Raw genomic sequence first — 24,953 nt, 5'->3', positions numbered from 1 at the left:
TTCGTAGCAAAGGCCTTTCACGAGACACTCACAGGTTTTGTAAACACTGTGAGGTTGGGGAATTGTCTTCACGCTGCAAATATAGGGTATTCTGTAGGGATAGTGGTAAAGGAGGTGTTGCTTTATGAAAGAGGCGGGAATGCTTGTGGGGTTGGTGGGATGTGGTATATTTGGTAAGTTGAATGTATGGGCGCCATTTTTAGCCGATTGGCATTAGGAGCAAAAGCATGAATATATTTTCGCTCAATTTTTAGCACATTTTAATATTTGACAGTGAAACGACTAGTAAACTCACCACTAAAAGTCATAGGACTTCTGACAGTCATTCTCGGACTGTTAGGTGTGCTAACTTTTAGCCACTTTTTCTTTGTCGGTATTTACCTTATTGGTATTGGCCTGCTTATATACCTAGTTGACTACCTAATTCTCAAATTAATAAGGAATAAAAGGGTTTATAGCGCAATTCAAGCGATATTAACCACTGCCTATTTGGTTTTGGCCTTTGTGACCTATATGAGCTGGCAAGAACACAATTACATCGTGTTTCAAAAGGAGTTTAAAGGACAAGCAGGAATTATTTTTGGAATTGAAGGGTATCCTGAGCTGCCCGAGACAAAATTTTGGAAAAAGACCATAGAAATACCTGACAATGGAATTATAATAACATCAACCAAAGTAGAGGATATTCCGAGCACAATTCGCTTTGCATTCACCGACAATTCAATAGTTGATTATCGAAATATTGATTGGGAGCCCAATTTTGAAATTGACTGTATACTAAATGACAGCAAAGTAAAGAGCTGGCTTTTCCAGGTTAAAGGGGAGGAGAGCACAGCTGTGAAGGAAGTGATGACATCATTGTGCAATGAAATCTCCTCAAACACGAAAAAAAGTGTTTATAAGAGTGAGTATTCGCCTATAGTAGCAGATAGTAGAGGGAAATATCTTTGGCTTCAGAGTAAAGACTTGATTTCCCTGCCTGATGGGCTTGGAAGCCTTGGCATTTATAGAGCAATATTAACAGGAAACGGCTTCAATGACATTCCAGAGCAAATTTTCGAAATAGGTACGCTCGAAGACTTAATAATGGCAGTAAATCCTATTAGTGAGTTTCCTTGTAACCTTACACGACTAAAAAGACTTAAAAGTGTCTCCTTTGCAGCAACCAGAATTAAAGAAATCAAATGTGACCTATCTCAACTTGATAGTTTAGAACATTTTGACCTTGCCCGTAATGAATTGACAGCATTTCCTAATCAATTGAAAACTTTGCCTAATATAACTTGGCTATCCTTAAATGATAATCAATTTACTGACTTTTCATTCATTGACGAAAGACTTGATAAGCTAGAAACGCTTGACTTATATTCTAACAAGATTAGCAGCATCTCTTCTGAAACAGAGCACCTTGGAAACTTAAAAGAGTTTTTAATATTTGACAACGAAATAGATAGTATCCCAGACAACATTTCTGATTTGAAAAATCTAGAGAAACTTGAAATTTGGAACAACCCAATAAAGTATATTTCGCCCAAGATTGCCGAGTTGACTAAGTTAAAAACAATGCGAATTGACGACGACAACCTAACTCAAGTAGATAAAGAAAATTTAAAGAAATGGCTGCCAAACTGTAATATCAGTTATCAGACAAGGAGTGAAAAGGAAGTAACCCTATAACAGCATAACGAACTGGATTTCTTCGTATATTTTCAAAAAGTTAAGATATGGCGGCTATAAAGGATGATTTGCATAAACTGATTGATACCACTACTGATGAGCAATTATTAGAGGATATCTTCATGATTCTTTCGAGCAGGAAAGATAACAAAGCGGGTAGCTTGTGGGATGGCTTAACGGACGAGCAAAAGCAGGAGGTGTTAGCAAGTGAGCGTGAAATCAACGATGCGTCGGCTTGGGTATCGCATGAGGAAATGAAACGAAGAAACGCTAAATGGCTCAAATAGTCTGGAACAAGCGGGCAAGCCAGCAACTAGCCGAGCTACAAAATTATTTACAGAGTGAATTCGGAGAAAAAACTGCGTAGACATTTACTTACAGACTATTTAAGTTTCTGGAACTACTCACCCAATATCCACAAATAGGAACTTTGGGAAACCCCGACAAAGACATCAGGGGCTTTTTGCTGCACCGCCATACCACCATTCTTTATAAGCAGCAAAAAGATACTATCTATATTCTAGCTCTATTCAACAACAGGCAGAACCCCAATAAAAAAATAAGCTAATAGCGGCTTTGCTTATCTTCACGCGTTCAACATCAACTAAAGGAATTTTTGGAAGGACTCATCATCACCGCCATCGACCTAACTGGAACCTTTGCGTTTGCCATAAGCGGTATCCGGCTGGCTTCGGGTAAGAACATTGACTGGTTTGGGGCTTATATCATTGGGCTGGTCACGGCCATTGGTGGGGGTACTACCCGAGATCTGCTTCTCGGCGTCACGCCTTTCTGGATATTGGATGGCACTTACTTTTTGACCACAGGCGTTGCGCTCTTGGCGGCCTTGCTGTTCCAAGACAGAATCTTCAGGCTGGCGGGCACCTTGTTTCTATTCGATGCCATTGGATTAGGGCTGTTCACGGTGGTGGGTATCAGCAAGAGTCTGGAGGCGGGGCTGCCTTTCTGGGTGGCAATTGTCATGGGCACCATCACAGGCTCCGTTGGTGGTCTTATCCGGGATGTGCTCTTAAACGAAGTGCCGCTGCTCTTGCGCCGGAATATTTATGCGCTTGCCTGTGTGGCGGGTGGACTCATTTACTTTTTGTGTACGCAGCTTAACCTCCCGCCGAGCGTAACCGAACTAATGGCCGCCTCTATCGTGATACTGGTACGCGTCGTGGCAGAGAAGTTTAAAATCCATTTGCCCTTGCTGAGTCCAGTGAAACCTGAAGAAAGTGACGAACCCGACAAATCATAATACCTAGCATGCCCATCACCATCCGCCCCATACAGCCCTCCGACAACGAGCCGCTGGCTACTTTAATCCGGCAGGTTTTCCGAGAGTTTAAGATAGACAAGCCCGGCACGGTGTATACCGACCCGACCACCAACGCCTTGTACGAGCTGTTTCAGCAGCCTGCCAGCGCCTACTTTGTGGCCGAAGAAAACGGCACCATCTTGGGCGGCTGCGGCGTATACCCAACCGAAGGCCTGCCAGCGGGCTGTGCGGAGCTGGTGAAATTCTACCTTTCCGCCGATGCTAGGGGCAAGGGGATTGGCAACCAACTGATGCAGCAAAGTATTGTGGCCGCCCGGAAGCTGGGTTACAAACAACTATACTTGGAGTCGTTCCCTGAGCTGGCCAAAGCCGTATCGATGTATGAGAAAGCAGGCTTCAGGCCCATACCGCATGCAATGGGTAACTCGGGCCACTATGCCTGCAACATCTGGATGCTGAAAGACCTATGACCGTAGAACAAGCCTATAACAGTTGGGCCGCGCAGTACGACACCAACAAGAACCGAACCCGCGACCTAGAAGCCGTAGCCATCCGCGCCACACTGGCCCACATGTCTTTCGATACTTGTTTAGAGATAGGCTGCGGCACAGGCAAAAACACAGAATGGCTGGTGCGCAGGGCCATGCATCTCTTGGCTGTAGACCTGTCTGCCGCCATGCTGGGGCGGGCCCGAAAGAAAGTGAACTCGAATAAAGTAGCCTTCCAACAAGCCGATATCACCAAACCGTGGAACTTTACCACGCAGGTTTATGATCTCGTTACCTTCAGTTTAGTGCTGGAGCATATCCAAAACTTGGATTTTATTTTTGAGCAGACGGCAGATGCACTGAAAACCGGAGGCCATGTATACATTGGCGAACTGCATCCTTTCAAGCAGTATACCGGTACCAAAGCCCGCTTCACTACCGAAGAGGGGCGGCAGGAAGTCGAATGCTATACCCACCACATATCCGAGTTTGTGCAGACAGCCAAACAGCACGGCCTTCAATTGGTCGACCTGAACGAGTTTTTCGACGAGAACGACAAATCAGGTGTACCCCGAATCCTAACCATTCTTTTGCAGAAGGTATAGAAAGCCCTACTTTTATGCTTTCAGAACCAAGCTCAACCCGATGAAAATACTTTTAGCCATAGGAGTGGGGAGTTTCATAGGCGGCATACTGCGCTACCTGCTCACCCTGTTCATCCAAACCCGCGCGACTATTGCTTTCCCGTTCGGGACGTTGGGCGTTAACCTGATCGGCTGTTTTTTAATGGGACTGCTCTTTGCCTTGCTCTCTAAAAGCACCTTAGGTGATGAGTGGCGCCTTTTTCTGGTGACTGGTGTGCTGGGCGGATTTACTACTTTCTCCGCTTTCTCGCTGGAGTCGGTTCACATGCTGCAGACAGCGCAGTATGGGCAAGCCATGCTGTACATACTGGCAAGCGTGCTGCTGGGCCTACTGGCTACTTTTGCAGGTATAGGCTTGGCAAAGCTGTTGTAGCAGGCTAGCTTAGCAAGCCTTCCATGCTTCTGAAGACCGAAACCATCGCCAGTCCTCTTTGCGACAGGGTATACTCGATGTGCAGCGGCTTTTCCTGTACCAAGGTTTTCACCAGAATATCCGCCTCCTCCATTTCTTTCAGCGCTGTGGCCACCGATTGCTTGTTGGAGCCCGGCAACTGACGCAGCAGACTATTAAAACGTACCGGTCCATCCAAAGCCAATCTGAAAATCTGCGGCTTCCATTTCCCTGATAACTGCTTTAAGATTTCCTCCGCCGGACAGCTCGGCTCCTGCTGTGGTAAATTGTTGGTAGTCATGTTTTCTTGACTAATTGACTCTCCTGAAATATAGGCCGACCTTTGTAAAGGTAATTCAATCAGAACTGATAGGTAAGGCTAACAGGCCTGCATTTACAAAGTTTAACGAAAATTAGAAGACCATGGAGACAAAACCAATGCATTGCGATATAGAGTCCGGCGTTTGTGAAATTCCGGTGACACAGCAAAGCTCAGAAGATACTAACATGGCTGCGGCCCAGAAACCTATCAAGGTGCTGTACTTTACCGACCCGATCTGCTCCTCTTGCTGGGGCATCGATCCACAACTAAAGAAACTAGCGCTGGAATACGGATTCTACTTTGAAATAGAGTACCGCATGGGAGGCCTGTTGCAAAGCTGGGAAACCTATGGCGGTCGCGACGTGAACGGGCCTGTCAGCGTAGCCAAGCACTGGGAAGAAGCCGGCGCCTATTACGAAATGCCCATCGACGGCGACCTGTGGCTGGAAGACCCGCTGCTGTCATCATATCCGCCTTCCATCGCCTTTAAAGCGGCCCAATTGCAGAGCGAGGCCAAAGCCGTGAAGTTTCTAAGGAGAATCAAGGAGATGGTCTTTCTGGAAAAGAAGAGCATAGCCCGTTGGGAAAACCTAGCGCTTGCAGCCGAGCAAACTGGTTTGGATGTAGTGCAGTTCAAAGCTGATTTCGAAGGAAAAGCAGTCACGCTGTTTCAGGAGGATCTTTTGCTGGCTCGTCAGTTAGGCGTACGGGGTTTCCCAACCATCTTCGTGACTGACGAACAAGATAACCGCGTACTGGTATACGGCTCCCGCCCTTACGAACAGTACAAACAGGGGCTGCTCCAGCTGTATCCAGAGGCGAGAAAGCAAGAGTACGATAAAGCCTATACCTCACTCTTTGGCAAGTACAGCACCCTTACAACCAAGGAGTATGCCGTGATCGCAGGTATGAATACTGCTGAGGCGGATGCATACCTACGAGAACTGCACGCAGAAGGCAAGATCGGGAAGTACGCTTCTAAGAACGGCGCATTGTGGATGAAACAGTAAGCGGTTTGGTTGAAGTGTGAAAGCGCAAAGCCCCTGCAAGTGTAGGGGCTTTGCGCTTTTATGTTGGCAGGTATAATCCTGCTGCTACCGCTGCTTCTGCAAAAGGTATAGCCCTGTTTGGCTGATTTCCGTAAACTCCATACCTGCCACGGCAGGTATAAATTTAGCTAAGACTATGGCGGATAAAGAGCAAAATGAAATAAAGGTTGTGGTATTCGACCTGAACGGCACTTTCTATACCAAGAGCTCCAAAGAGGAATTTTTCAAGTTCATCAGCAAAAAGAAGCCGCACAAACTAGCCTATTACTTCCAGATGGTGTACTACAAAGTGCTCCTCAAAATACACCAGATTCGGATGACCGAGTTCAAGGAAAACTTCTTTAACTATCTCAATAACATCCCGCCCGAGCAGGTAGAGCAATATGCTTGGGAGTTTTGGCAGCAAGAGTACCCCAACGAGTTTAACAAAGAAATAAAAGCCAAACTGGACAAGTATAAGCAGGAAGGCGTGCAGGTGATTTGTGCCACAGGAGCGTTGGAGGTATACGTGAAGCCGCTTTTTGAACTATACCCTGTAGATTTGTATTTCGGTACGCAAACCATGTATGACGGTGAAACTTACATCGTGGAAGGCAAAGCCTGTAAGGACGAGGAAAAGATTAAGCGTCTCGACAAACACTTCAATGGAAAGCCTTACAGGATAGTGGAAGCCTATTCCGACAACAAAGAGAATATTCTGGATGAAGCAGACAGAGCTTGGCTGGTGAAGGATGATGGAAAGTTAGTGCGGCTTTAACTTGCCCTAAAAACAAAAAGCCCCAGCTACTGCCGGGGCTTTTCTATGCTTCAAGCTATTCAATGCTTAGTGCTTTGCAAGGTAGTTCGATACGCCTTCTTTTGTAGCGCTCATGGCTTCTTTGCCTTCAGACCAGTTGGCTGGGCAAACTTCGCCTTTCTCTTCGAAATACTGCAGGGCATCCACCATGCGAAGTGTCTCGTCGATAGAACGGCCAAGTGGCATGTCGTTTACAACTTGGTGACGAACTACACCTTCTTTGTCGATCAGGAACAGACCGCGGTAAGCAACTGGGTCGCCTACGAAAGTCATTTCGCCTTCTTCGTTGTAGTCGTAGTGACCAGCCAGCACGTCGAAGTTCGTAGCGATCGTCTTCGTAGCATCAGCTACCAGCGGATACTCAACGCCCTCGATACCACCTTGGTTTCGTGGCGTGTTCAACCATGCGAAGTGAGAAAAATGCGTGTCGGTAGAGCAACCCACTACGGCAACATTCTTACGCTCGAACTCTTCCATTCTGTCCTGGAACGCGATGATCTCGGTAGGGCAAACGAAAGTGAAGTCCATAGGGTAAAAATAGAAAACTACGTGCTTCTTGCCGATGTACTGGTCAAGAGAAAAGTCTTCTACGAACTCGCCATTTACTACTGCTGTAGCTTTGAAAGAAGGTGCTTTTTTACCTACTAATACTGCCATTTTGTTTTGTTTTTATTGGGTTTTGAAAAAATCTATTTAGAAACTCTTGTAATGCTAATCTTTTTGTCGGGCTCCACCTTGCAACCTGTCAGCTGCACCGAAAAGCCTTTGATCTCGAAGTTCTCAAGCTTTCGCTCGCTGAAGAATTTGAGCAGCAACTGCTCTAGTTCTTCATCTTCAAAATCAACGATCTCCTTGGTCTTGCTGCAGTAGATGTGGCTGTGCGTCATCGTGTTTGAGTCGTAACGCTTACTGCCCCCTTCTGACACTACCCGCCGCAGCATACCTGTTTCGGTAAAGGTATCCAGCGTTTTGTAAACCGTACCCAGCGAAATCGTTGGGTTAGCCGGTCGCAGCCGCTGGAAAATATCCTCCGCTGTAGGGTGTGACCCATGCAACTCTGCCACCGCTTCGAGCACAACAATGCGCTGATGCGTAGCCTTCAGGCCGCACGTTGTCAGGCTTTGTCGTATTTCGTCTCGGGTCAGGTGTTGCATACTGCAGATAAGAATGATTCTTAACTAGGAATAGTTCCGCAAAGGTATGGCTTCTTGTTAAGAATTAAAAGTGAAGCGTCAAAAGTTGTTCGTGAACGGGGGAACTTCTAGGGTAAGAGTTCTGAGTCTCGAGTTCTGAGTCAGTAAGCGAAAACGTGAGAGGTTAGCGTTAACTGTCATTTCGAATGCAATGAGAAATCTGGCATCTATCTAATGGCGCTCATACTGAAGACTACTTAGCCCTCGCCCGCGGAACGAGAGCGAGGGCAAGAAATATGGATAAAGAATCGCAGTACTTTAGATTTCTCAGTGCATTCGAAATGACAGAATAGGTACAACTCAGAATTCAGAACTCGAGACTCAGAACTCTTTTTATCTTCCCTTAAACTCCGGCTTACGCTTCTCCACAAAGGCATTCATACCTTCGGTCTGGTCTTCGGAGGCGAAGCAGAGGTAGAAGTTTTTGCGCTCGAAGTGCAGGCCTTCGTCGAGGTTAGTTTCGAAAGAGCGGTTCACGGATTCTTTAGCGAGTTTAGCAGCTACCGGAGACATTTGGGCGACTTCACCGGCTAGTTTAAAGGCTTCTTCTAGGTATAGCTCTACTGGCACCACACGGTTGATCAGGCCATGCTTCTCCGCTTCGTCGGCGCTCATAAACTTACCGGTCAGCACCATTTCCATGGCTTTGGCTTTACCGATGGCTTTGGTCAGGCGTTGCGTGCCGCCCGCACCCGGCATTACCCCGATCTTAATTTCGGGTTGACCAAACTGAGCTGTTTCCGACGCCACAATCATATCACATGTCATGGCCAGTTCGCAGCCACCACCCAGCGCAAAGCCTGAAACGGCCGCGATGATTGGTTTCTTGGTTTTGCGGATTTGATCCCAAGTAGAGAACTGGTCAATGTTGAGCATGTCGATAGCTGTTTTGCCAGCCATTTGTTTGATGTCGGCTCCGGCGGCGAAGGCACGTTCGTTGCCAGTAATGATGATGGCACGCACATCGTCATTATCATCCAGCTCTTTCAGAGCGTCCCGCATTTCGCCCATCAGTTGCAGGTTCAGGGCGTTAAGCTCTTTCGGTCGGTTGAGTTGGATAAGGGCCACATGCGGACGGGCTTGAGGAGTAACAAGTATAAATTCCATAGTTTAGTCGTATTAGTTTCGGACTAAGTTACGGCTTTTAGAGGAATCGGGAAAAGGGCAGAGATGTTAGGCTTAAGAGGAAACTATCCCCTTGAGGGGATTATAGGAGTGTATAACTACTAAGATAAGCCTTTTGCAAAATGACAACACCCCTCTAAGAGCTACGCTCGCAAGTTTCGAACTCCCGTTCTCACTTGTCCTCAAGGGGAGAGTCTAGATATCACCATGGCTAGCATTGACTTGATGGTATAAAATAGAACTTAACAGCCCATTGAGGAAAGTTATCTACACACCACCTGAAATGTCGTTCTAGTACGCTGTTCCAGCAGCACCTCCTTGTCTTTAGTGATCTCCTGTATGCTTTCGTTGTCGTAATTTTTGATAGTGAAAAGCTGCAACTCGGTATTGTAGTGGATGCTGAACTGGTCCTGCAGGGTTTCGATCAGTTGCTTAAGACGCTTTTCATTATAATCAGTACAGATTGAAAACGAGATGGCTGAGTTCTGCATTAGGTTGATCTTGAGACGCAACTCTGATAGGGCATTGAAGATCGTACCCAGATTCTTCTCGCTGATAAAGGTGAAATCCTTAGCACTGAACGACACGAGGCATTGGTTGTCCTTCACGATATAAGCCGGACTTAGCTTCTCGAAACGACAGTCGCAGATCTTGGTGCCTTCGGCCGTTGGGTCCAGAAATGACTTCACATAAAGCGGGATTGACTTGTTCGCCAGCGGCTTAATCGTCTTCGGGTGAATGACCGAAGCGCCGTAATAAGCCATTTCCACTGTTTCCTGATAGTCGAGTTCGCGGTAGCGCACAGTATGAGCGAAGCGCTTCGGGTCAGCGTTGAGAAGGCCGGCTACGTCTTTCCAGATGTAGAGGCCCTCGGCGTCGAGGGAATAGGCGAAAATGGCGGCGCTGAAGTCGGAGCCTTCGCGGCCAAGGGTGGTGGCAAGGCCGTTGTTCGTACCCCCTAGAAATCCCTGCGTCACGATGATTTGTTCCTGCAGCAGGTCGGGCAAATCCCGTTTGATCACCCGTTCCGTCCAAGCCCAGTCCACGCGGGCCTCACGCCAAGTATTATCGGTCTGGATATATTTTCGGCTATCCACCCAAGCACTGGCTATACCTTGCTCCCGTAAAAAATAATGCACTATAACAGAGGATATTAACTCTCCGAAACTGACCACTTGGTCGTAGTTGCGGTCATACTGGGTATGAGGCCGTGACTGAATAGACTGGAGCTGTTGCTGTAATTGCGAAAACAGATGTTCGAGGCGCTCGTATACAGGGTGTTCCCGTTTCGGAAAAAGCTCATTTACAATAGACAGATGGTACTGGCGGCTCTCATCAAGAGCCGTGCTAAAATCTTGCCCGGTAAAGGCGAGGCCGTATACCTGCTCCAGCGCATTGGTCGTTTTGCCCATGGCCGACACGACCAGCAGTAATTCCTGTTTTCCGCCCTGTGTGGCAACAATTTGAGCCAGATTTCGCAATGCACTGGCGTCTTTTACGGAGGCGCCGCCAAACTTAAATACTTTCATCAAATTCTATGCTTACGTCGTAAATGTAAGTATCCTTCGGTTATGTTTCAAAATATCATATTTTTGTAGCTATATATTTAAACTTCACCATAATGAACGACAAACTAGCGCTTCCTGTCGGTACCACCCTTGACAGGTTTATCATGCGGAAACAGGAAGATTTCCATTTTGCTACTGGAGAGTTATCGCAATTGCTGCGCGATATAGCCTTGGCTGCCAAAATCGTAAACCGAGAAATCAACCGTGCCGGACTGATTGACGTGACCGGAGCATACGGTCAGCAAAACGTGCAGGGGGAAGATCAGCAGAAACTCGATGTGATCGCCAACATCCGCTTTATACGCGCCCTTCGTAATGGCGGCGAGGTATGCACGATCATCTCGGAGGAGGAAGACGAAATCATTCATACTGGTAACAACAAGGGCAAATATATTGTAGCCATCGATCCACTCGATGGTTCTTCTAATATCGACGTGAACGTTTCGATCGGGACGATCTTCTCTATTTACCGCCGCTTGTCTGAAGTGGGCACGGAGGGTACCATGGAAGACTGCATGCAGAACGGTACACATCAGGTAGCTGCCGGCTATGTGGTGTACGGCTCCTCTACCATGCTGGTGTATACGACTGGCCACGGTGTGAATGGCTTTACGTATGAGCCATCGCTGGGTGAGTTCTTTCTGTCACACCCGAATATGACCACGCCAAAGACTGGCACCATTTATTCATGCAACGAAGGTGGCTACAACAGCTTCCCGGAGGGCATTAAAAACTACCTGAGCTATTGTAAAGAGAATGGTTACTCAGGTCGTTACATTGGTTCACTGGTATCAGACTTTCATCGCAATCTGATCAAAGGCGGCGTATACATTTATCCGGCCACTGCCAAGGCTCCGAACGGCAAACTGCGTCTTTTGTACGAGTGTAACTCACTGGCCTTTATAGCTGAACAGGCAGGAGGTAAAGCCTCGGACGGCTCACGCCGCATCATGGAGGTGGAGCCAACTGAACTGCACCAGCGCTCCCCGCTTATTATCGGTTCTTCTGATATGGTGGATAAAGTAGAGGAGTTTATGAAGGCTTCGGTGAAATCGGCAGAAGCCGTGCAGGCGAACTAATTTTGACTATACCTGAAGCGGATCTGCGCTTTTAGCAGTTCACGCTCTACAATTAAACGGGCTATGTTTTCAGCTACCTCTTCTTCGGAGGCCGCAAGCATAGCCTGTTTTACTTTGCGCTCCTCCACATCGATGCGGTATAGGATGTGTAGCAATTGGTTGAGGTTGTGGCGCAACAGGTACTGCACCATGCGGGCCACTTGGTGGATAAGCTCTTCCTCCTCAGAGGCGAGTTCGTGGTCAGCCTCGAACACACGCTGCAGCTGCCGGGCGGCACTTGTGAGTAGGGCAGGAGGGTAAGTCATAAGCTAGATAGGCTAAATACTAGGGATAAGCGATAAAAAAAAGCCCTCTTTGCCAGAGGGCTTTTTTTATTCAGGCATGTCTGATTACTTCTTGGCTTTCTTCGCCTTTGATTCGGCTTTTTCTTCTTTGCCTTCTTCAGCTTTCTCTTCAGAAACGGCTTCTTCGCCTGAAGTGAACTCCAAGTGCTTGCTCACGATGGTGTACCAGTTGGCCAGCTTCTTCATGTCTGACACGTATACGCGGTCTTCATCGTAATCTGGGAGCACATCGGACATAAAGCTCTTCAGCTCATCATCAGACGGCTTGTCACCAAATGGCAGTTCGCCGTTGTATTTCTGGTGAATGCGGTCCATCACCTCGGCCAGTGGCACAGTTGCCTCTTCGTCGTTGGTATAGATCGAGATCTCATCGAGAAGCGACATACGGTGACGGGCCTGCGCTACCATGCGGGTAGGCTTGTCCGAAAGGCTTTCAACGATCACACCATTGCGTGTAGGCTTCACAATGCGGTAAAGTCCGCTCATGCCGGCAATGGCTGCAACTTGTCTTAAATCAATAGGCATAATCAGGTATAAAAACTGTTGGTTATAGTTTAAAATTTATCGGCACACTGGCCATCATGCCGAAGCCGGGGCCGGGTGCCTTGAATTTCAGCATTTTGGCAATGCGCAGCGCCTCCTCACCGGTGCCTGCGCCTGCATTTTTCAGGACTTTGAAGCCTGAGGTAGATCCGTCCTCGTTCAGCGTGAAGCTGATGATGCACTCGCCTTGCACACGGTTTTTGCGTGCCATGGCCGGGTATTTCAGCTGCTTGTCGATGAACTTATACATGGCCTCCTGTCCGCCGGCATAGTACTCCGCCACAGGTATAGACTTGGAAGGTATCCAGAATTCCTTTTCCTCTTTGGCGCTGGCTGTCTGAGCGGCGGCGGCAAAGGTCATAAAGGCAAATAAAATAAACAAAAATGAGAATCTAGTTTTCATAAGGGTAAAGAATTTAAGTTAAAGTGTGCGTCCACCCGGGAGACTATCCTAAATCGCTTGCCCTTACCCAGATCAGTATTGTACCTGTGCGTTTACCTCTTCTATAAAGTTGAGGATCTCGTCACGGCCTGTTCTTTTTTCTGCCGAGGTTTTGAACATGCGGGGGAGCTCATCCCAAGTTTCCTGCATCTTACGGGCAAAGGCGGCTATGGTTGAGTCCGTCTTAGTAGCCGATTGCTTGTCCGCTTTGGTGAATACCAGTACAAAAGGAACGCCAAGTTTGCCTAAATAGTCTATAAAGTCCAGATCTACCTGCATGGGCTCGTGGCGCGAGTCGATGAGCACAAACACGCAGGTCAGGTTTTCACGCTTCTGCATGTAGTAGTTGATCATCTTGCGCCACTGTTCCCGCGACTCCTTGCTTACCTTGGCATAACCATATCCCGGCAAGTCGACCAGGTACCACTCATTGTTTATAAGGAAATGATTGATGAGTTGCGTCTTGCCCGGCGACTGCGAAGTTTTGGCCAACCCCTTTTGCTCGGTCAGCATGTTGATCAGGGAGGATTTGCCCACATTGGAGCGACCGATGAAGGCATACTCCGGCTTGTTGGCTTCCGGGCAGAGGTCTACCCGGGTATTGCTTATTAAAAACTTAGCTTCTTTAATGTTCATGCTGCTTATAGCTGATGCCCCAAGAAAAACCAAAGCGGCCTTAGCTTAGAGCTTGTATTATATAATAGAAGAGTATGTCATCTCAAATCAAACTGACTAGAAGAGGCGCACACCAATATCTCCAAATTTACTACTAATTTTCCAAACATGTTTTGCGATGGACTTGCCCGGTTGGTGAGCAAAAACCTGCTGCTGCAAGTACTAAGCCGGTGAGTCCTACAAAATATTCTGGATTGCAACATAGTTTTATATGTAAATTTTTATATATTTGCTTTCTGGTATTGATTCGACTTCATGTGTATGTATATAAAAATATGAATTACTGAATCTATTAATGCGGCTGTGCGTAAGGGAAAAGGTTGTTGGCAGAAGGAAGGTGAAAGAAGGGGTGACGCAATAATAAAAATATATTTAATGTAAACAGAAACGTGCGATAACAGTTGACGTATGCGTTTACCGAAAAGAGCCTCCTTTTAAAGAGCATATAAATCGTTTTTTCCAAACAAACCATAAAGTATAACAAACCCTTTACAGCATGAATAATTTAGCCAAATTATTTTCGCGGTTTTCGCTGCTGCTAGCCCTGACATGTGTCGGAGCTTACACTGCCGACGCGCAGAGCAACAGAAAACTGATCCGGACTGGAAACAAATTTTTTGACCGTGAAAATTACCGAGCAGCCCTGCCATACTACGAGCAGGTGTTAGCCAATGACCCTAACAACGCTGATGCGCTGTACTTCGCGGGCATCAGCTACATGACCTTCGATAAAGAGAAGGCGGCACAATACATTAACAAAGCCCAGTCTGTTAAGCCGAACGTAGACCGCGACATCGAGTACTGGATGGGCCGTATCAGCCACATCAACTACCGTTTCGACGACGCCATTAAGCACTACCAAGCTTACATCCCGAACATCCGCAGACGCGACGACTACCGCCGTGAAGAGGTGGCCATGCTGATCCAGCAGAGCCGCAACGCACAGAAGGAGTATGCCAACCCGAAGGATATCTTCGTGAAAAACCTAGGTGGTACAGTAAACACAGAGTTTTCGGAGCACAGCCCTGTAATTTCGTCTGACGACAACTACCTGCTTTTTACTTCACGCAGTGCCGGCGGTGCCCCACAAGGCGCTAAGGCAAGCGACGGTGAGTACTTCGAAGACATCTATGAGACACGCCGTGTTAGCGGTGAAGAATGGGAGCAGCCTCGATCTATCGCGGGCAACCTGAAAAGCACTGGCCACGATGCTTCTATCCAGCTTTTTGATAACGACACCAAGATGCTGCTTTACCGTTCTGTAAACAACGGTGACATCATGTACGCTGAGCGTCAGGCTGACGGAAGCTGGGGCGAAGCCAAGAGCATTGGTTCTAACATCAACACTGCTGACTTTGAATCTGATGCCTTTGTGACACCAGACAACCAGACACTTTACTTCTCTACTAGCCACTACTCTGAAGACGGTGACCTAGACATCTATGTGTCGCAGCGCCAGCGCAATGGTGAGTGGGGCAAGCCAAGAAGCATGGGAACTACTGTCAACACCAAGTTTGACGACGATAGCCCATACCTGTCTACTGACGGAACGCTTTACTTCGCTTCTCGTGGTCACAGCACAATGGGTGGTTACGACATCTTCGCTGCCAAGTATGACTCCGTGGCTAGAAGATGGGGCCGTCCTGAGAACTTGGGCTACCCGGTAAATACGCCAGATGATGATACTTACTATCGCTTGAGCCCAGACGGAAGCTATGCTTACCTGTCTTCTTACCGCATCGGTGGTTACGGCGAAAAGGATATCTACACGATCAACTATATCCGTACTGCCCGTGTGACTGGCCATGTGTACGCTAAGAACGATAGCTTGGCAATCCCTGGTCTGGAACTGGTATTCAGTGGCCAGCAGGCTGACAAGCGTCCAATCTCTTACCGTGACGTGACCAAGCAGGAAGACGGTACTTATGAATTGAATGTTCTTTCTGGTCGTACTTACCAAGTAGAGATTGCGAAAGACGGTGAAGTGATTGCAACTGAGGCGTTCGAAATGCCAATGTCGCTGAACGATACGACTTCTTTTGAGCAGAACTTCTACATCGACTTCGGCGACTCTACGCGTGTGGGTGCTCCTGCCGACGTTATCGCTGCTGCTGAGCTGAAAAACATCTACTACGACACTGACAAGTACGAACTGCGTGCCGAGTCTATCCGTGAACTGGATGCCGTAGCCGCTTTCATGAAGGCTAACCCAGGTGTTAACCTGAGCATCGAAGGTCACACTGACTCTCGAGCAAGCGACGAGTACAACATGACACTTGGTGATAACCGCGCCAACGCAGCATTCGATTACTTGGTACAGCAGGGCATCTCTGCACGTAGACTGGTAACTGTAAGCTACGGCGAGCGTCGTCCGGTGGCCACTAACAACTCTGCTGCTAACATGCAGCTCAACAGAAGAACAGAGTTTAAGGTGATCCCAAGACAAGATCAGAACCAAGAAACACCGAACAACTAACCTAAAGCTGTTTGTTGGAGAAATTAAAACAGGCTGGGCATACGCTCAGCCTGTTTTTTTATAATAATGGAACATATACTGTGCATAATAGTTACAGGTACAGTATTTTTGTTCTTTTATTACATAAGCATAACCCATGGCGGTAGTACCCTACAAAGACCAGAATAACGATAAGAAGTCGCAGGTCGCGCAGATGTTCGACAACATCGCCGGCAAGTATGATTTCCTGAACCACTTCCTGAGTGCTGGCATCGACATTGTGTGGCGTAAAAAGGCGGTAAGTCTGCTGAAAGCCGAGAAGCCAAAGCAAATGCTGGACATTGCCACCGGTACGGCTGATTTTGCCATCGAGGCCCTGAGCCTGCACCCAGACAGGATCGTAGGGGTTGATATTTCGGAAGGTATGCTGGCTGTGGGGCGTCAGAAACTCCAGCGCAAAGGGCTGACCGACAAAATTGAACTGAAATACGGCGACTCAGAGAACCTGCCGTTTGATGACAACACCTTCGACGCGATTACGGTGGCTTTTGGCGTGCGTAACTTCGAGAACCTAAAGCAGGGACTTTCGGAAATGCAACGGGTGCTTAAGCCGGGCGGTACAGCCGTGGTACTGGAATTCTCGAAGCCGCAGAGCTTCCCGATGAAGCAGCTGTATCAATTTTATTTCAAGAATATACTACCTGTGGTAGGAAAATTCGTTTCTAAGGACCGTGCCGCCTATACCTACCTGCCCGAGTCGGTGCAGGCTTTTCCAGACGGCAAGGACTTCGTGAAAATCTTTGAAGAAGTTGGTTTTAAAAATACAAAATGGCATTCACTCACATTTGGCATCAGCTCCATCTACACCGGCAAAAAATAGGTTTTGCGGTACTATTCCTCCTTTGTCTGGCAGGCACCACACAGGTACAGGCCCAAAAAATTAAAGGTGAAAACAAACCAGGCTACGACGAGAAGCGCATTCACTATGGTTTCTACCTAGGCTTGCCCATTTCTAAGTACCAAATTCAGCATTCGCAGGCTTACGTCGACCAAGTGGATGGCGGTATTACCGCCAATGCCATGAGCCGACCGGGTTTCTATCCGGGGCTGGTACTCAATGTTCGCCTTTTTGAATACCTCGATGCCCGCTTCCTGCCGGGTGTGGGTTTCTATGGCCGCACCATCGATTTTGATGATGGCACAGCAGAGGAGGGACAACTAGGTACTTTCGGGGATGCGACGATCAGTTCGACGGTTATAGAGCTGCCCCTGTTGTTAAAGTACAGGGCCAAGCGCCGCGGTAACTTTAGAATGTATATGGTAGGCGGTGTGAAAGCCAGCCGTGACCTTGGCAATCGCAAAGACACGCAGTTTGGCGACAGAATCCATACCGAAAGTAATGACCTGTCGATCGAATACGGCGTGGGACTGGATATTTTCTACCCGTACTTCAAGTTTGCGCCTGAGGTGAGGTTCTCGCACGGTCTACTTAACCAAAAAGCGCCTTACGCAAGCCAGTACAGCGATCTGATTGACAGATTAACCACTCACAACGTATCGTTTATCCTTTACTTCGAATAAGCATATGGCACGCATTGCACTTGTTACAGGCGCCACATCAGGTATAGGCCGGGCTACGGCTATGGCGCTGGCCAATCTGGGCTTTCACATTATCGCCACGGGACGCCGCACCGACCGCCTCCGGGAGTTGCAGCAGGAGATAACGGAAGTACCTGTGCTGACTCTGCAGTTCGATGTGCGTGACAGAGCGACTGTGAACGAAGCCATCAGCAGTCTGCCGGATGAGTGGAAGAATGTGGAAGTGCTGGTGAACAATGCGGGCAATGCTCACGGTCTGGCTCCTGTACAACACGGCGATGTGGATGACTGGGATGCGATGCTGGACATCAACGTGAAAGGCTTGCTCTATGTGACTCATGCCGTGCTCCCGCTGATGATGGCCCGTAAGAAAGGGTATATCATTAACATCGGTTCCATTGCTGGTAAAGAGGTATACGCTAATGGTAACGTATACTGCGCTTCTAAATTCGCAGTGGACGCCATTTCAAAAGGTATGCGCATCGATCTGATACAGGAAGGTATAAGAGTGTCGGAAGTAAATCCGGGGCTGGTGGAGACGGAGTTTTCGGAGGTGCGTTTTAAAGGCGACAAGGAGCGGGCTGCCGGGGTGTACCAAGGCTACCAACCATTGCGAGCTGAAGACATTGCCGAACTGATCGCTTTTATGGTGACGCGACCGGCGCATGTAAACTTAGCCGAAGTCTTGATTCTGCCTACGGCACAAGCCTCTGCCACCGTGCTGCATAAGCAAGTATAGCCTATCGTCCAGACAACCCGCCCTTGGGGCTGCGCGTACCTAAGGGGAGACGTCCGTAAGAATTGCGGACCCGTTTGGATTAAAGAAATACAGATATGGCTACTAACAAAAATAACTCAGAAGAGAATAAGAACAAAAAGAAACCCGAAAGTGGCGCTAGCTCACAGCCGATGCCTAATGAGTATTCCAATGAGGCAAACCACAAAGGAGCGACCGATTTAGGTACCAAAGGCACGAAGGCGACAGCCAGCCAACAGCAAGGTCAGGGTGCATGGAATGCGAAAGACGCTAATGACCAAGGCAAGAAAAAGGATAAGTAATTATTTACCAGTAGATACAAAACAGCGAGAGTCGGCTAATTTAGTCGGCTCTCGCTGTTTTTACGGTTTATAGAGGAGGTCTCATTTAGTCTAAATAGTAACGCAGCAGCCACCCCTCGGCGTCGTATTGGTAAGCCTGTGGGTCCTGTTCTGTTTTCTGACGGGTACCGTCGGCCACATCATAGATGTTGCGGTAGGCGGTGTCCTCTATGCGAATGCGCCGGGCCATGCGCTTCGGTCCATTTACGGTATAGCTGTCTTCACCGGCTCCGCCCCATATCCTGATTCTTGTCCGAGGCCGTATATTGCCTTGCACAATAAACTCATCGTCGCCATTGAGGCCATACAAATGGAGTTCTTTGGTGTCTGAGGCGTGGTATACCCGCTCGGATAGCACTCTCTTTGCTTCCCCCTCATTGTTGATCTTCATCACACGCACCCTTACCTCATCCGCAGACAGCACCTCTATTTCGAAACGCTCATGTTTATCCGACCCAACTATAAGCGCCTCTCGCACCAGTTCTTTGTAGTATTTGCGGACAGATGGTGTTAATCTATCACGACGCGACTTGAGTTTCGACATAATGGATGGTGCCGTGAGTTTGAAGACAGGATCGGGCATTTCACGGAAGGCCTGCTCAATCACTTCATCTGTGAGGGCAAGGCGCACGCTGTCCGCCACTTCAACCCAGTCTTGATAGGTGAGTTCGGCTAGTATGGTTTCGTCGAGGTTGCGTCCGCTTCTGTTAAGTTCGGCTAGATTGCTGAGGTTGTTGCTGTAAGTCTGGAAATGCTTTTTGAGGCCGGTGCGCATAAAAAGCCACGGAATAATGGCATCGTTGAGCTTGTAGAACACGTTGTCGCGGTCGCGGGGCACGGCTTGATATACCGTTACATCTTCGTTTTTATACTGGGCCCAGCGCCAATTGTCTTCGTGTCGGCTCCAGTCGCCTATGAGCATGTCAAACAGGCGGGCACGCAAGAAATAGCGCGCGTCAATACGGCTTTCGTTACCGAAGAATCTATCACCAAGCATGGAGCGGGTGCTTTTCACATTTTCAGAACCACCCATGCTGGGCTCGTCTGAGAGGTCGTTATCTGGGCGAATTTCCAACAAGGCGATCATCCCCCGAAGTTCTCGAGGTACTCACCCAACCTTGGGTCATGGGGCACATAGACCAGTTCGGGCTCCGTGTGGTGTATACCGATGGCTTTGGCCATGGGAGGCAGTACCAAGGCGGCATAGGGGTGGGTGGCCGAAGTAGCGTCACGTATAATATTGGCGGCGTAGCTTTGCTGCCATTTCTCGGGTAGGGCGGTAGCGGGGTCTTTGTCGACGGAACGCAGCACATACTCCTTACCATCCGCGTCTTCCAGCCGCAGGTTCATGGTCTGTCGGCTGCCACCCTGTTGCGTGGGTTTTAGACCCCCTTTCTCAATTCCCAGATCCAATACCCTAAACTCCACGGGGGTGGTCCATGCAGGGCGGTAGTGTTTGCCATAGAAGAAAGTGTGTAACCAGCTACGGCCGTAATGCGTGCCTGCGGCGACCGTGATGGTGCTGTCGCTATAATCTGTGGTAAGGGTAGCTGGCTTGGAAGGAGGGGGTACCTGTTGCAAGCTGTGGGTAAACTTGTTGCCGATGCAGCCAGTAGCTAAAAAGACAAGCAAAAGGCAGGCGGCAAAAGTGGTGAGGTGGTAGTTGGGGCGCATGGGTGTTGTTGGGGTAGTGGCAGTTTTTGTTGGTTAGGGTGCTCTGTTTGGTATCAGTGTATCAATGTCCTTCTCGATCGAAAGCGTGTACTTTCACATCTTTGCTAGTTTTGTCAACAGTCTCCGGTCCAAATTCTATCTCGTTGCCCCGTTTCGTGTCATACACAATGGTTTTGCGGCGCAGACTTCTCACACGTGATGTGTCTTTGATCTCATCTTCCCCTCTGCCACCTACGATCACTACGCGTATACCTTTGCTCACATTGCCACTTACCTCGAACTCGTCATCCTCGGCCAAGCCATACAGGGTGATTTCTTTGGTCTCGCTGCGCTTGAATACCCGGTGGTATACCTGTTTGTCGTCGGCTAGGCGAATCACTTTCACGGATGTCTCTTCGTCGTTCAGCCGTTCCACTTCAAAGCGTTCCTCCTTATCTGTTCCGATCACAAGCGGATTTTTGGCTAAGTTCAGGTAAAATTCCTGCGCTGCCTGAGGCAAAAGGTCGCGACGGCTTTTGAGTGTACGGATGGTGCGTTCGCCTACCTTGGCGTATACCTTAGGCGGGAAGTTACGGATGGCGCTTTCAATAACGTCGTCCGTGAGTGCAGTCTGTAACTCGGCGGCTATTTCCTGATAATCCTGTGCGGAGAGTTCTGTTAGGGCGCGGCTATCCAGAAACCGGGCATTCATCATGAGGGCGTATACATCCTTGTATTTCGGGTCGAAGGACTCAAACTTGCGAATGGCCCACTTACGGCTGAAAAGCCAAGTGATAATACCGTCATCAAACAGAAAAAATGCGTTATCGCGGTCTTTGGGTATAGGTCGGTAATGTTTGTTGTTGCCGTCGTCGTAAACGGCCCATTCCCATTGGCCCTCGTGCCGATCCCAATCGTTTATAAACAGGTCAAAAAGGCGGGCACGCGCAAACTCACGCTGGTCTATAAAATGGTCGTCGTCGCCGAATCGATTCCGGAGCATTTTTTTGGAGCCGGCAATATCGGTGGCGTTGCCGAGCATGGGGGTAATGGTGCGATCGTCGTTATACTTCTCCTCGATCATAAACACCCCGTCCTGAAACTTATCGCTGTACTCGCCAAAGGTGGTGTCGGACGGAAGTACGTAGACCAGTTCGGGCTTAGAATGCGGTATACCCGCCGCTTCGGCCATTTGTGGCAGTACGAAGGCGGCGTAGGGGTTTATAGCTGATGTTTGATCGCGGAGCACATCGGCAACGAAGGTGTTGCGCCAGAACTTAGGCAAGATGCCAGCAGGGTCTTTGTCGAGGGAGCGCAGGGCGTAAGTAAATCCTTCTTCATCGATCAAGGTGAGACTGGTAGTTTGCATGCCGCCGCCCAGCTTTTCAACAGATAGTCCACCCTTGGCGGTTTTCATATCGAATACTTTGACAGTGACAGGGGTGGCCCATACCTCGCGGTAGTGCTTACCCCAGAAGAGATTATGGAATCCGGTGCGCTTGTAGTGTCGGCCGGCCATAACGGTGACGCTGTCTACATCGGCGGGAGTGGCATTTTTGAGTTGTTGGTGCAGCGTTGCATCAACTACGGGTGTCTTTCGGAAGAAATTCTCGCGGGCACAGCCCGAAGAAAAAAGGATGATACACGCGAGCAAAAATGCGTGTAGGTAGTGGCTTCTCATACAAAGTATGTTATCAATTTTATTTGCCTATCTAACGTAAATCAGCGCTAATGTTTACAAGCTTGCATACTATAGTTCGCCATTGGGGTCTTTAAAGTAAAAAAGCACGCTAGGGTATAGCGTGCTTTTCCCTCCACCAAATTAGCAGCGTGCAGGTAATAAAATGACTTTTAAACTTACTATAGATTAGGAATACCGTAATTTGAAGGTTAGTTCCGGCTTTTTTTGTCCAGCTATTTTCTATGCCGACTCCTGTATACCTTAACTCCAATGAGCAGCGCCAGTCCAAGCAAAACAAAAGGCCAGATATTGGTCAGGAACACAAAGAACCAGATTAGGTTGTTCCAGCCATTCCGGAAGCCGTCTTTAAACTCCCGCGAAAACTCCGTGTACACAGGTGTGCGCTCATAAAACGTCATGCTCAGGGTGGAGAGGGCCACTTGGTTTTGCAGGTAGTTCAGCCGTCCTTCTATCGACTCGATATCGGAGCGCAGGGTACTTAGCTGCTTTTCAATCTCGACAACCTCGCTTACGTTTTTGGCTTGTTTGAGCAGTTCCAGAAATCTGGCCTCAAGTTCCTTTTTGGTTTTCAGACGGGCTTCCACATCCAGAAATTCCTCTGTCACGTCTTTCACGTCGATCTCCCGGAAGTCAAACTTCTTGACTCCCACCGTGGCATCGCGCAACAGATCATCATAATGCTCGGCCGGCACTCGGATGACCAAGGTATTGCTGGTGCGTCCCGGCGATTTGAACTCTTGGTCGGAGGAGATATAGCCTTTGTATTGCTGCACCGCACGGAACACCGTCTGCCGGGTAGTGCTGATGTCTTCGGTTTCAAACTCGACCCGCCCTTCTTTAATCAGCTTCCTTTGGACTTCCTGTACTTGGCCGTCCGGGGCAGGGGTCACCAACATTTTCTCCGTCTCGTCAGATCCTCCCTCAAAGTTACCGGGCCGGTTACCCGACTCGCATCCGAAGGTTGCAAGCATAAGGAGGAAAACGAGTATTCGGGTTATTGGGATCATAAGCCTTTTGTCTCCTTTTCTGCCAGTTCTATAGCATGTTGAAGTACGGTGTCTTTTCCGACTTGAAAGTCTTCAGAAGTCAGTTTTACTTCCACATCCGGTACAATTCCTATACGCTGGGTTTGCGTTCTGTCCGGATAATAAATGCCCAAACCTGAAATCATCGTTGAGATGCTACCTGGTAATATGATTCGCTTTACGTCGCCGTCGGCTCCAGCAGTTTGGGAACCTATTACTTTTGCGTTTGGAACGGTCTGCAGCGCCATGGCCGTGAACTCACCTAGGCTGAAGGTATAAGGCCCTACTAGGATATATAACCTCCCCTGAAATGGGGATGGGTTTGATTCAGGACCGGTTTGTGTCTCATGATCCGAACCACCCAACCAATTGAAAGTACCTGGAATACTTATTTTAGCAAAGGTCCCATTAAAAAAAGGAGTTGGCTCAGAAAGTAAATGAGCCATATGCCAGCGTAGTGTATGGTCTGTGTTGGGGCGCAGGTCGTAGATGATAGCTTTGTAATTAGCCATGGCCTTATAGATGCTATCTGCCTGTGCTTGGCTGTTTATGCGCGCATTTAGGATATAACCTATACTTGGGCTCACTTCTTTCGCTGCGGGGTTGCTGGTATATTGTTGGGATAGACTCATCAGGCCATACTCCTGCTTGTAGCGCTTTATTTTTTTAGTGGTGACTTTGCCACCTCTGGTAAAGGTGATCTCCAGTTCGTTTGTATGGCCACGCAGCAGGTGCATGGGCAGTATGTTGTAGTTGCGACCCGTTTGGTTAGAGAAAGCAGAGTACTGCTCCCGTTCCTTTATTAGGTCTTTCACATCGCGGCCTCCGACATGGGTGATCACATCTCCCGGTAGGATGTCGTGTACCCGCATCACCGAGTCCTGCAGACCATGCACCACCAGTTGATCATTTAGTATGGCAAACATAAAAGGTGCGCGGTACTCACCAAGATATGCTTCAAAAACTGGTGACTGGAAGAAGCCGTGCGTGTCGTCAATTTCCTTTACAAGCTTGGCGGTAGTTAAGGTGTACTGCACTGCGTCTTCTGCAGTTAAAAACTGTGGAATGTACTCTTCCAGCACGTTGTTCCAACTTTTATCTGTCAGATACTTGTAAGGGAAGAAATAATGAATCGTATTCCAGTATCTGAACAGAGACAGCAAGCGGTACTCAGTTTCTGGATACTGCATTTCTCGGTAGGCCTTTTCGTTGGTGAAAACCGAGCCAGTAGGATGGGGGCGGATGTAGTGGGTGGAGTCAGTGTTATGCCTATACAGAATGACGTCCTGTAGTTGCTGTCTTGTCTTTTTGTCGAACAGCTGCTGGTCTTTCGTCCAAGCCATGTCGTAGTTCTTCATAAAGAGCTGTGACGTGTCGGGGAGGGGAGCAGGTTTGTCAGCTTTGGGGCCGGCTGCCAGAATCAGCTGTTGTACTGCCTTGTTTAAGGCCTTGCGAGTTTTTGCTTGTTGGAAGGTAGGCACATGCGCTACCAGCACACTGTCCCAGTCAAGAGTACCTTTAGCTAGATTGGGGTTATGGTACTTTAAAAGGCCCCAAGTTTTTCCTAGTGTAGCCAACCGTTGTGTTTCGGTCGGTTTTTTCTGGGCCAGCATCAAGGAGGGGGCAAAGCAAATGCAGAGAGAAACCAGTAATTTTTGGAGCATGGAATGGAGGGTTAGTGTGTCATCTTAGTTTTAGAGCACTTGTTAGATACAGGAAGTAGCTGAATTCCATAACCTGCCCCTAATTTTTTCTGAGCTATTTTATCTTTCGCTTTCTATAAGAGTTTAGCCCAATTAACAG

The 24,953-nt window shown here is 48.4% G+C and carries 28 protein-coding genes; 14 read left to right on the top strand and 14 right to left on the bottom strand.

The window, feature by feature from the left end; translation table 11 throughout:
• Positions 1–273: 273 nt before the first annotated feature.
• The 6 genes from Q1A04_RS08705 to crcB all read left to right on the top strand — a co-directional run bounded on the left by Q1A04_RS08705 (position 274) and on the right by crcB (position 4,464).
• On the top strand, positions 274–1,677 hold the full coding sequence (locus Q1A04_RS08705; protein WP_299704090.1) for a leucine-rich repeat domain-containing protein: 1,404 nt from the start codon (positions 274–276) through the stop codon (positions 1,675–1,677).
• A gap of 47 nt (positions 1,678–1,724) precedes the next feature.
• Entirely contained in the window at positions 1,725–1,964 is a 240-nt protein-coding gene (locus Q1A04_RS08700) for a hypothetical protein (RefSeq protein WP_299704087.1), read from the top strand.
• Positions 1,965–2,293: 329 nt separating this feature from the next.
• Positions 2,294–2,938 (top strand): trimeric intracellular cation channel family protein, encoded by a 645-nt coding sequence (locus Q1A04_RS08695; protein ID WP_299704084.1) that lies wholly within the window; start codon positions 2,294–2,296, stop codon positions 2,936–2,938.
• Positions 2,939–2,946: 8 nt separating this feature from the next.
• Positions 2,947–3,429 (top strand): GNAT family N-acetyltransferase, encoded by a 483-nt coding sequence (locus Q1A04_RS08690; RefSeq protein ID WP_299704081.1) that lies wholly within the window; start codon positions 2,947–2,949, stop codon positions 3,427–3,429.
• Positions 3,426–4,052, top strand: coding sequence for a class I SAM-dependent methyltransferase (locus Q1A04_RS08685; protein ID WP_299704078.1), 627 nt, complete (start codon positions 3,426–3,428; stop codon positions 4,050–4,052). The genes Q1A04_RS08690 and Q1A04_RS08685 overlap by 4 nt, the downstream gene beginning before the upstream one ends.
• A 40-nt stretch (positions 4,053–4,092) precedes the next feature.
• The gene (crcB, locus tag Q1A04_RS08680; RefSeq protein ID WP_299704075.1) at positions 4,093–4,464 is read left to right on the top strand and encodes a fluoride efflux transporter CrcB; all 372 of its coding nucleotides are present in this window, start codon (positions 4,093–4,095) and stop codon (positions 4,462–4,464) included.
• A gap of 4 nt (positions 4,465–4,468) precedes the next feature.
• Here the strand turns inward: crcB and Q1A04_RS08675 are convergent, their stop codons facing one another.
• Positions 4,469–4,783 carry a helix-turn-helix domain-containing protein gene (locus Q1A04_RS08675; RefSeq protein ID WP_299704073.1) on the bottom strand — a complete coding sequence of 105 codons (315 nt, stop codon included), beginning with the start codon at positions 4,781–4,783 and terminating at the stop codon, positions 4,469–4,471.
• Between the two features lie 137 nt (positions 4,784–4,920).
• Here Q1A04_RS08675 and Q1A04_RS08670 point away from each other — a divergent pair, with 137 nt between their 5' ends.
• Positions 4,921–5,814: a ClpXP adapter SpxH family protein gene (locus Q1A04_RS08670; protein ID WP_366943837.1), complete on the top strand. Its 894-nt coding sequence runs from the start codon at positions 4,921–4,923 to the stop codon at positions 5,812–5,814.
• A 175-nt stretch (positions 5,815–5,989) separates the two neighbouring features.
• A complete protein-coding gene (locus tag Q1A04_RS08665; protein WP_299704069.1) occupies positions 5,990–6,610 on the top strand; it encodes an HAD family hydrolase in 621 nt (206 codons plus the stop codon).
• 66 nt (positions 6,611–6,676) lie between these two features.
• Here the strand turns inward: Q1A04_RS08665 and Q1A04_RS08660 are convergent, their stop codons facing one another.
• From Q1A04_RS08660 to Q1A04_RS08645, 4 genes are all read right to left on the bottom strand, one after another.
• Entirely contained in the window at positions 6,677–7,306 is a 630-nt protein-coding gene (locus Q1A04_RS08660) for a peroxiredoxin (protein WP_299704066.1), read from the bottom strand.
• 32 nt (positions 7,307–7,338) lie between these two features.
• Positions 7,339–7,803 carry a Fur family transcriptional regulator gene (locus tag Q1A04_RS08655; RefSeq protein WP_299704063.1) on the bottom strand — a complete coding sequence of 155 codons (465 nt, stop codon included), beginning with the start codon at positions 7,801–7,803 and terminating at the stop codon, positions 7,339–7,341.
• 372 nt (positions 7,804–8,175) lie between these two features.
• On the bottom strand, positions 8,176–8,949 hold the full coding sequence (locus Q1A04_RS08650) for an enoyl-CoA hydratase-related protein (protein WP_299704061.1): 774 nt from the start codon (positions 8,947–8,949) through the stop codon (positions 8,176–8,178).
• A gap of 281 nt (positions 8,950–9,230) precedes the next feature.
• Entirely contained in the window at positions 9,231–10,496 is a 1,266-nt protein-coding gene (locus Q1A04_RS08645; RefSeq protein ID WP_299704058.1) for an aspartate kinase, read from the bottom strand.
• A gap of 92 nt (positions 10,497–10,588) precedes the next feature.
• Between Q1A04_RS08645 and fbp the strand changes: the two genes are divergently transcribed.
• Entirely contained in the window at positions 10,589–11,614 is a 1,026-nt protein-coding gene (gene fbp / locus Q1A04_RS08640) for a class 1 fructose-bisphosphatase (protein WP_299704055.1), read from the top strand.
• On the opposite strand, the gene Q1A04_RS08635 is transcribed toward fbp, so the two are convergent.
• The 4 genes from Q1A04_RS08635 to yihA form a co-directional block, all read right to left on the bottom strand.
• Positions 11,611–11,919 (bottom strand): hypothetical protein, encoded by a 309-nt coding sequence (locus tag Q1A04_RS08635; RefSeq protein ID WP_299704052.1) that lies wholly within the window; start codon positions 11,917–11,919, stop codon positions 11,611–11,613. The two genes, fbp and Q1A04_RS08635, sit on opposite strands and share 4 nt — an antisense overlap.
• 84 nt (positions 11,920–12,003) lie before the next feature.
• The gene (locus Q1A04_RS08630; RefSeq protein WP_299704049.1) at positions 12,004–12,483 is read right to left on the bottom strand and encodes a DUF5606 domain-containing protein; all 480 of its coding nucleotides are present in this window, start codon (positions 12,481–12,483) and stop codon (positions 12,004–12,006) included.
• A 22-nt stretch (positions 12,484–12,505) separates the two neighbouring features.
• Positions 12,506–12,904 (bottom strand): energy transducer TonB, encoded by a 399-nt coding sequence (locus Q1A04_RS08625; RefSeq protein WP_299704046.1) that lies wholly within the window; start codon positions 12,902–12,904, stop codon positions 12,506–12,508.
• A gap of 72 nt (positions 12,905–12,976) precedes the next feature.
• Positions 12,977–13,579 carry a ribosome biogenesis GTP-binding protein YihA/YsxC gene (gene yihA / locus Q1A04_RS08620; protein WP_299704044.1) on the bottom strand — a complete coding sequence of 201 codons (603 nt, stop codon included), beginning with the start codon at positions 13,577–13,579 and terminating at the stop codon, positions 12,977–12,979.
• 535 nt (positions 13,580–14,114) lie between these two features.
• Here yihA and Q1A04_RS08615 point away from each other — a divergent pair.
• From Q1A04_RS08615 to Q1A04_RS08595, 5 genes are all read left to right on the top strand, one after another.
• Positions 14,115–16,094: an OmpA family protein gene (locus Q1A04_RS08615; protein ID WP_299704042.1), complete on the top strand. Its 1,980-nt coding sequence runs from the start codon at positions 14,115–14,117 to the stop codon at positions 16,092–16,094.
• A gap of 136 nt (positions 16,095–16,230) precedes the next feature.
• Positions 16,231–16,953, top strand: a complete 723-nt coding sequence (gene ubiE, locus Q1A04_RS08610; RefSeq protein WP_299704040.1) for a bifunctional demethylmenaquinone methyltransferase/2-methoxy-6-polyprenyl-1,4-benzoquinol methylase UbiE — start codon at positions 16,231–16,233, stop codon at positions 16,951–16,953.
• Positions 16,902–17,654, top strand: coding sequence for a porin family protein (locus Q1A04_RS08605; RefSeq protein ID WP_299704038.1), 753 nt, complete (start codon positions 16,902–16,904; stop codon positions 17,652–17,654). The genes ubiE and Q1A04_RS08605 overlap by 52 nt, the downstream gene beginning before the upstream one ends.
• A 4-nt stretch (positions 17,655–17,658) precedes the next feature.
• Positions 17,659–18,411 carry an SDR family NAD(P)-dependent oxidoreductase gene (locus tag Q1A04_RS08600; RefSeq protein WP_299704035.1) on the top strand — a complete coding sequence of 251 codons (753 nt, stop codon included), beginning with the start codon at positions 17,659–17,661 and terminating at the stop codon, positions 18,409–18,411.
• 95 nt (positions 18,412–18,506) lie between these two features.
• A complete protein-coding gene (locus Q1A04_RS08595; RefSeq protein WP_299704032.1) occupies positions 18,507–18,731 on the top strand; it encodes a hypothetical protein in 225 nt (74 codons plus the stop codon).
• An 85-nt stretch (positions 18,732–18,816) separates the two neighbouring features.
• Here Q1A04_RS08595 and Q1A04_RS08590 read toward each other — a convergent pair whose 3' ends face one another.
• The 5 genes from Q1A04_RS08590 to Q1A04_RS08570 form a co-directional block, all read right to left on the bottom strand.
• Positions 18,817–19,857, bottom strand: a complete 1,041-nt coding sequence (locus Q1A04_RS08590) for a hypothetical protein (protein WP_299704029.1) — start codon at positions 19,855–19,857, stop codon at positions 18,817–18,819.
• Positions 19,854–20,444, bottom strand: a complete 591-nt coding sequence (locus Q1A04_RS08585) for a hypothetical protein (RefSeq protein WP_299704027.1) — start codon at positions 20,442–20,444, stop codon at positions 19,854–19,856. Before Q1A04_RS08585 ends, Q1A04_RS08590 begins: the two co-directional genes overlap by 4 nt.
• Positions 20,445–20,505: 61 nt before the next feature.
• Positions 20,506–22,104, bottom strand: coding sequence for a hypothetical protein (locus Q1A04_RS08580; protein WP_299704025.1), 1,599 nt, complete (start codon positions 22,102–22,104; stop codon positions 20,506–20,508).
• Positions 22,105–22,337: 233 nt separating this feature from the next.
• Positions 22,338–23,096: a DUF4349 domain-containing protein gene (locus Q1A04_RS08575; protein WP_299704023.1), complete on the bottom strand. Its 759-nt coding sequence runs from the start codon at positions 23,094–23,096 to the stop codon at positions 22,338–22,340.
• Positions 23,097–23,128: 32 nt separating this feature from the next.
• Positions 23,129–24,814: a S41 family peptidase gene (locus Q1A04_RS08570; RefSeq protein WP_299704021.1), complete on the bottom strand. Its 1,686-nt coding sequence runs from the start codon at positions 24,812–24,814 to the stop codon at positions 23,129–23,131.
• Between the last annotated feature and the right edge of the window lie 139 nt (positions 24,815–24,953).

This window comes from uncultured Pontibacter sp. (assembly GCF_947499215.1).
Lineage (GTDB): Bacteria > Bacteroidota > Bacteroidia > Cytophagales > Hymenobacteraceae > Pontibacter.
This window is presented reverse-complemented; position numbering and strand designations above follow the sequence as displayed.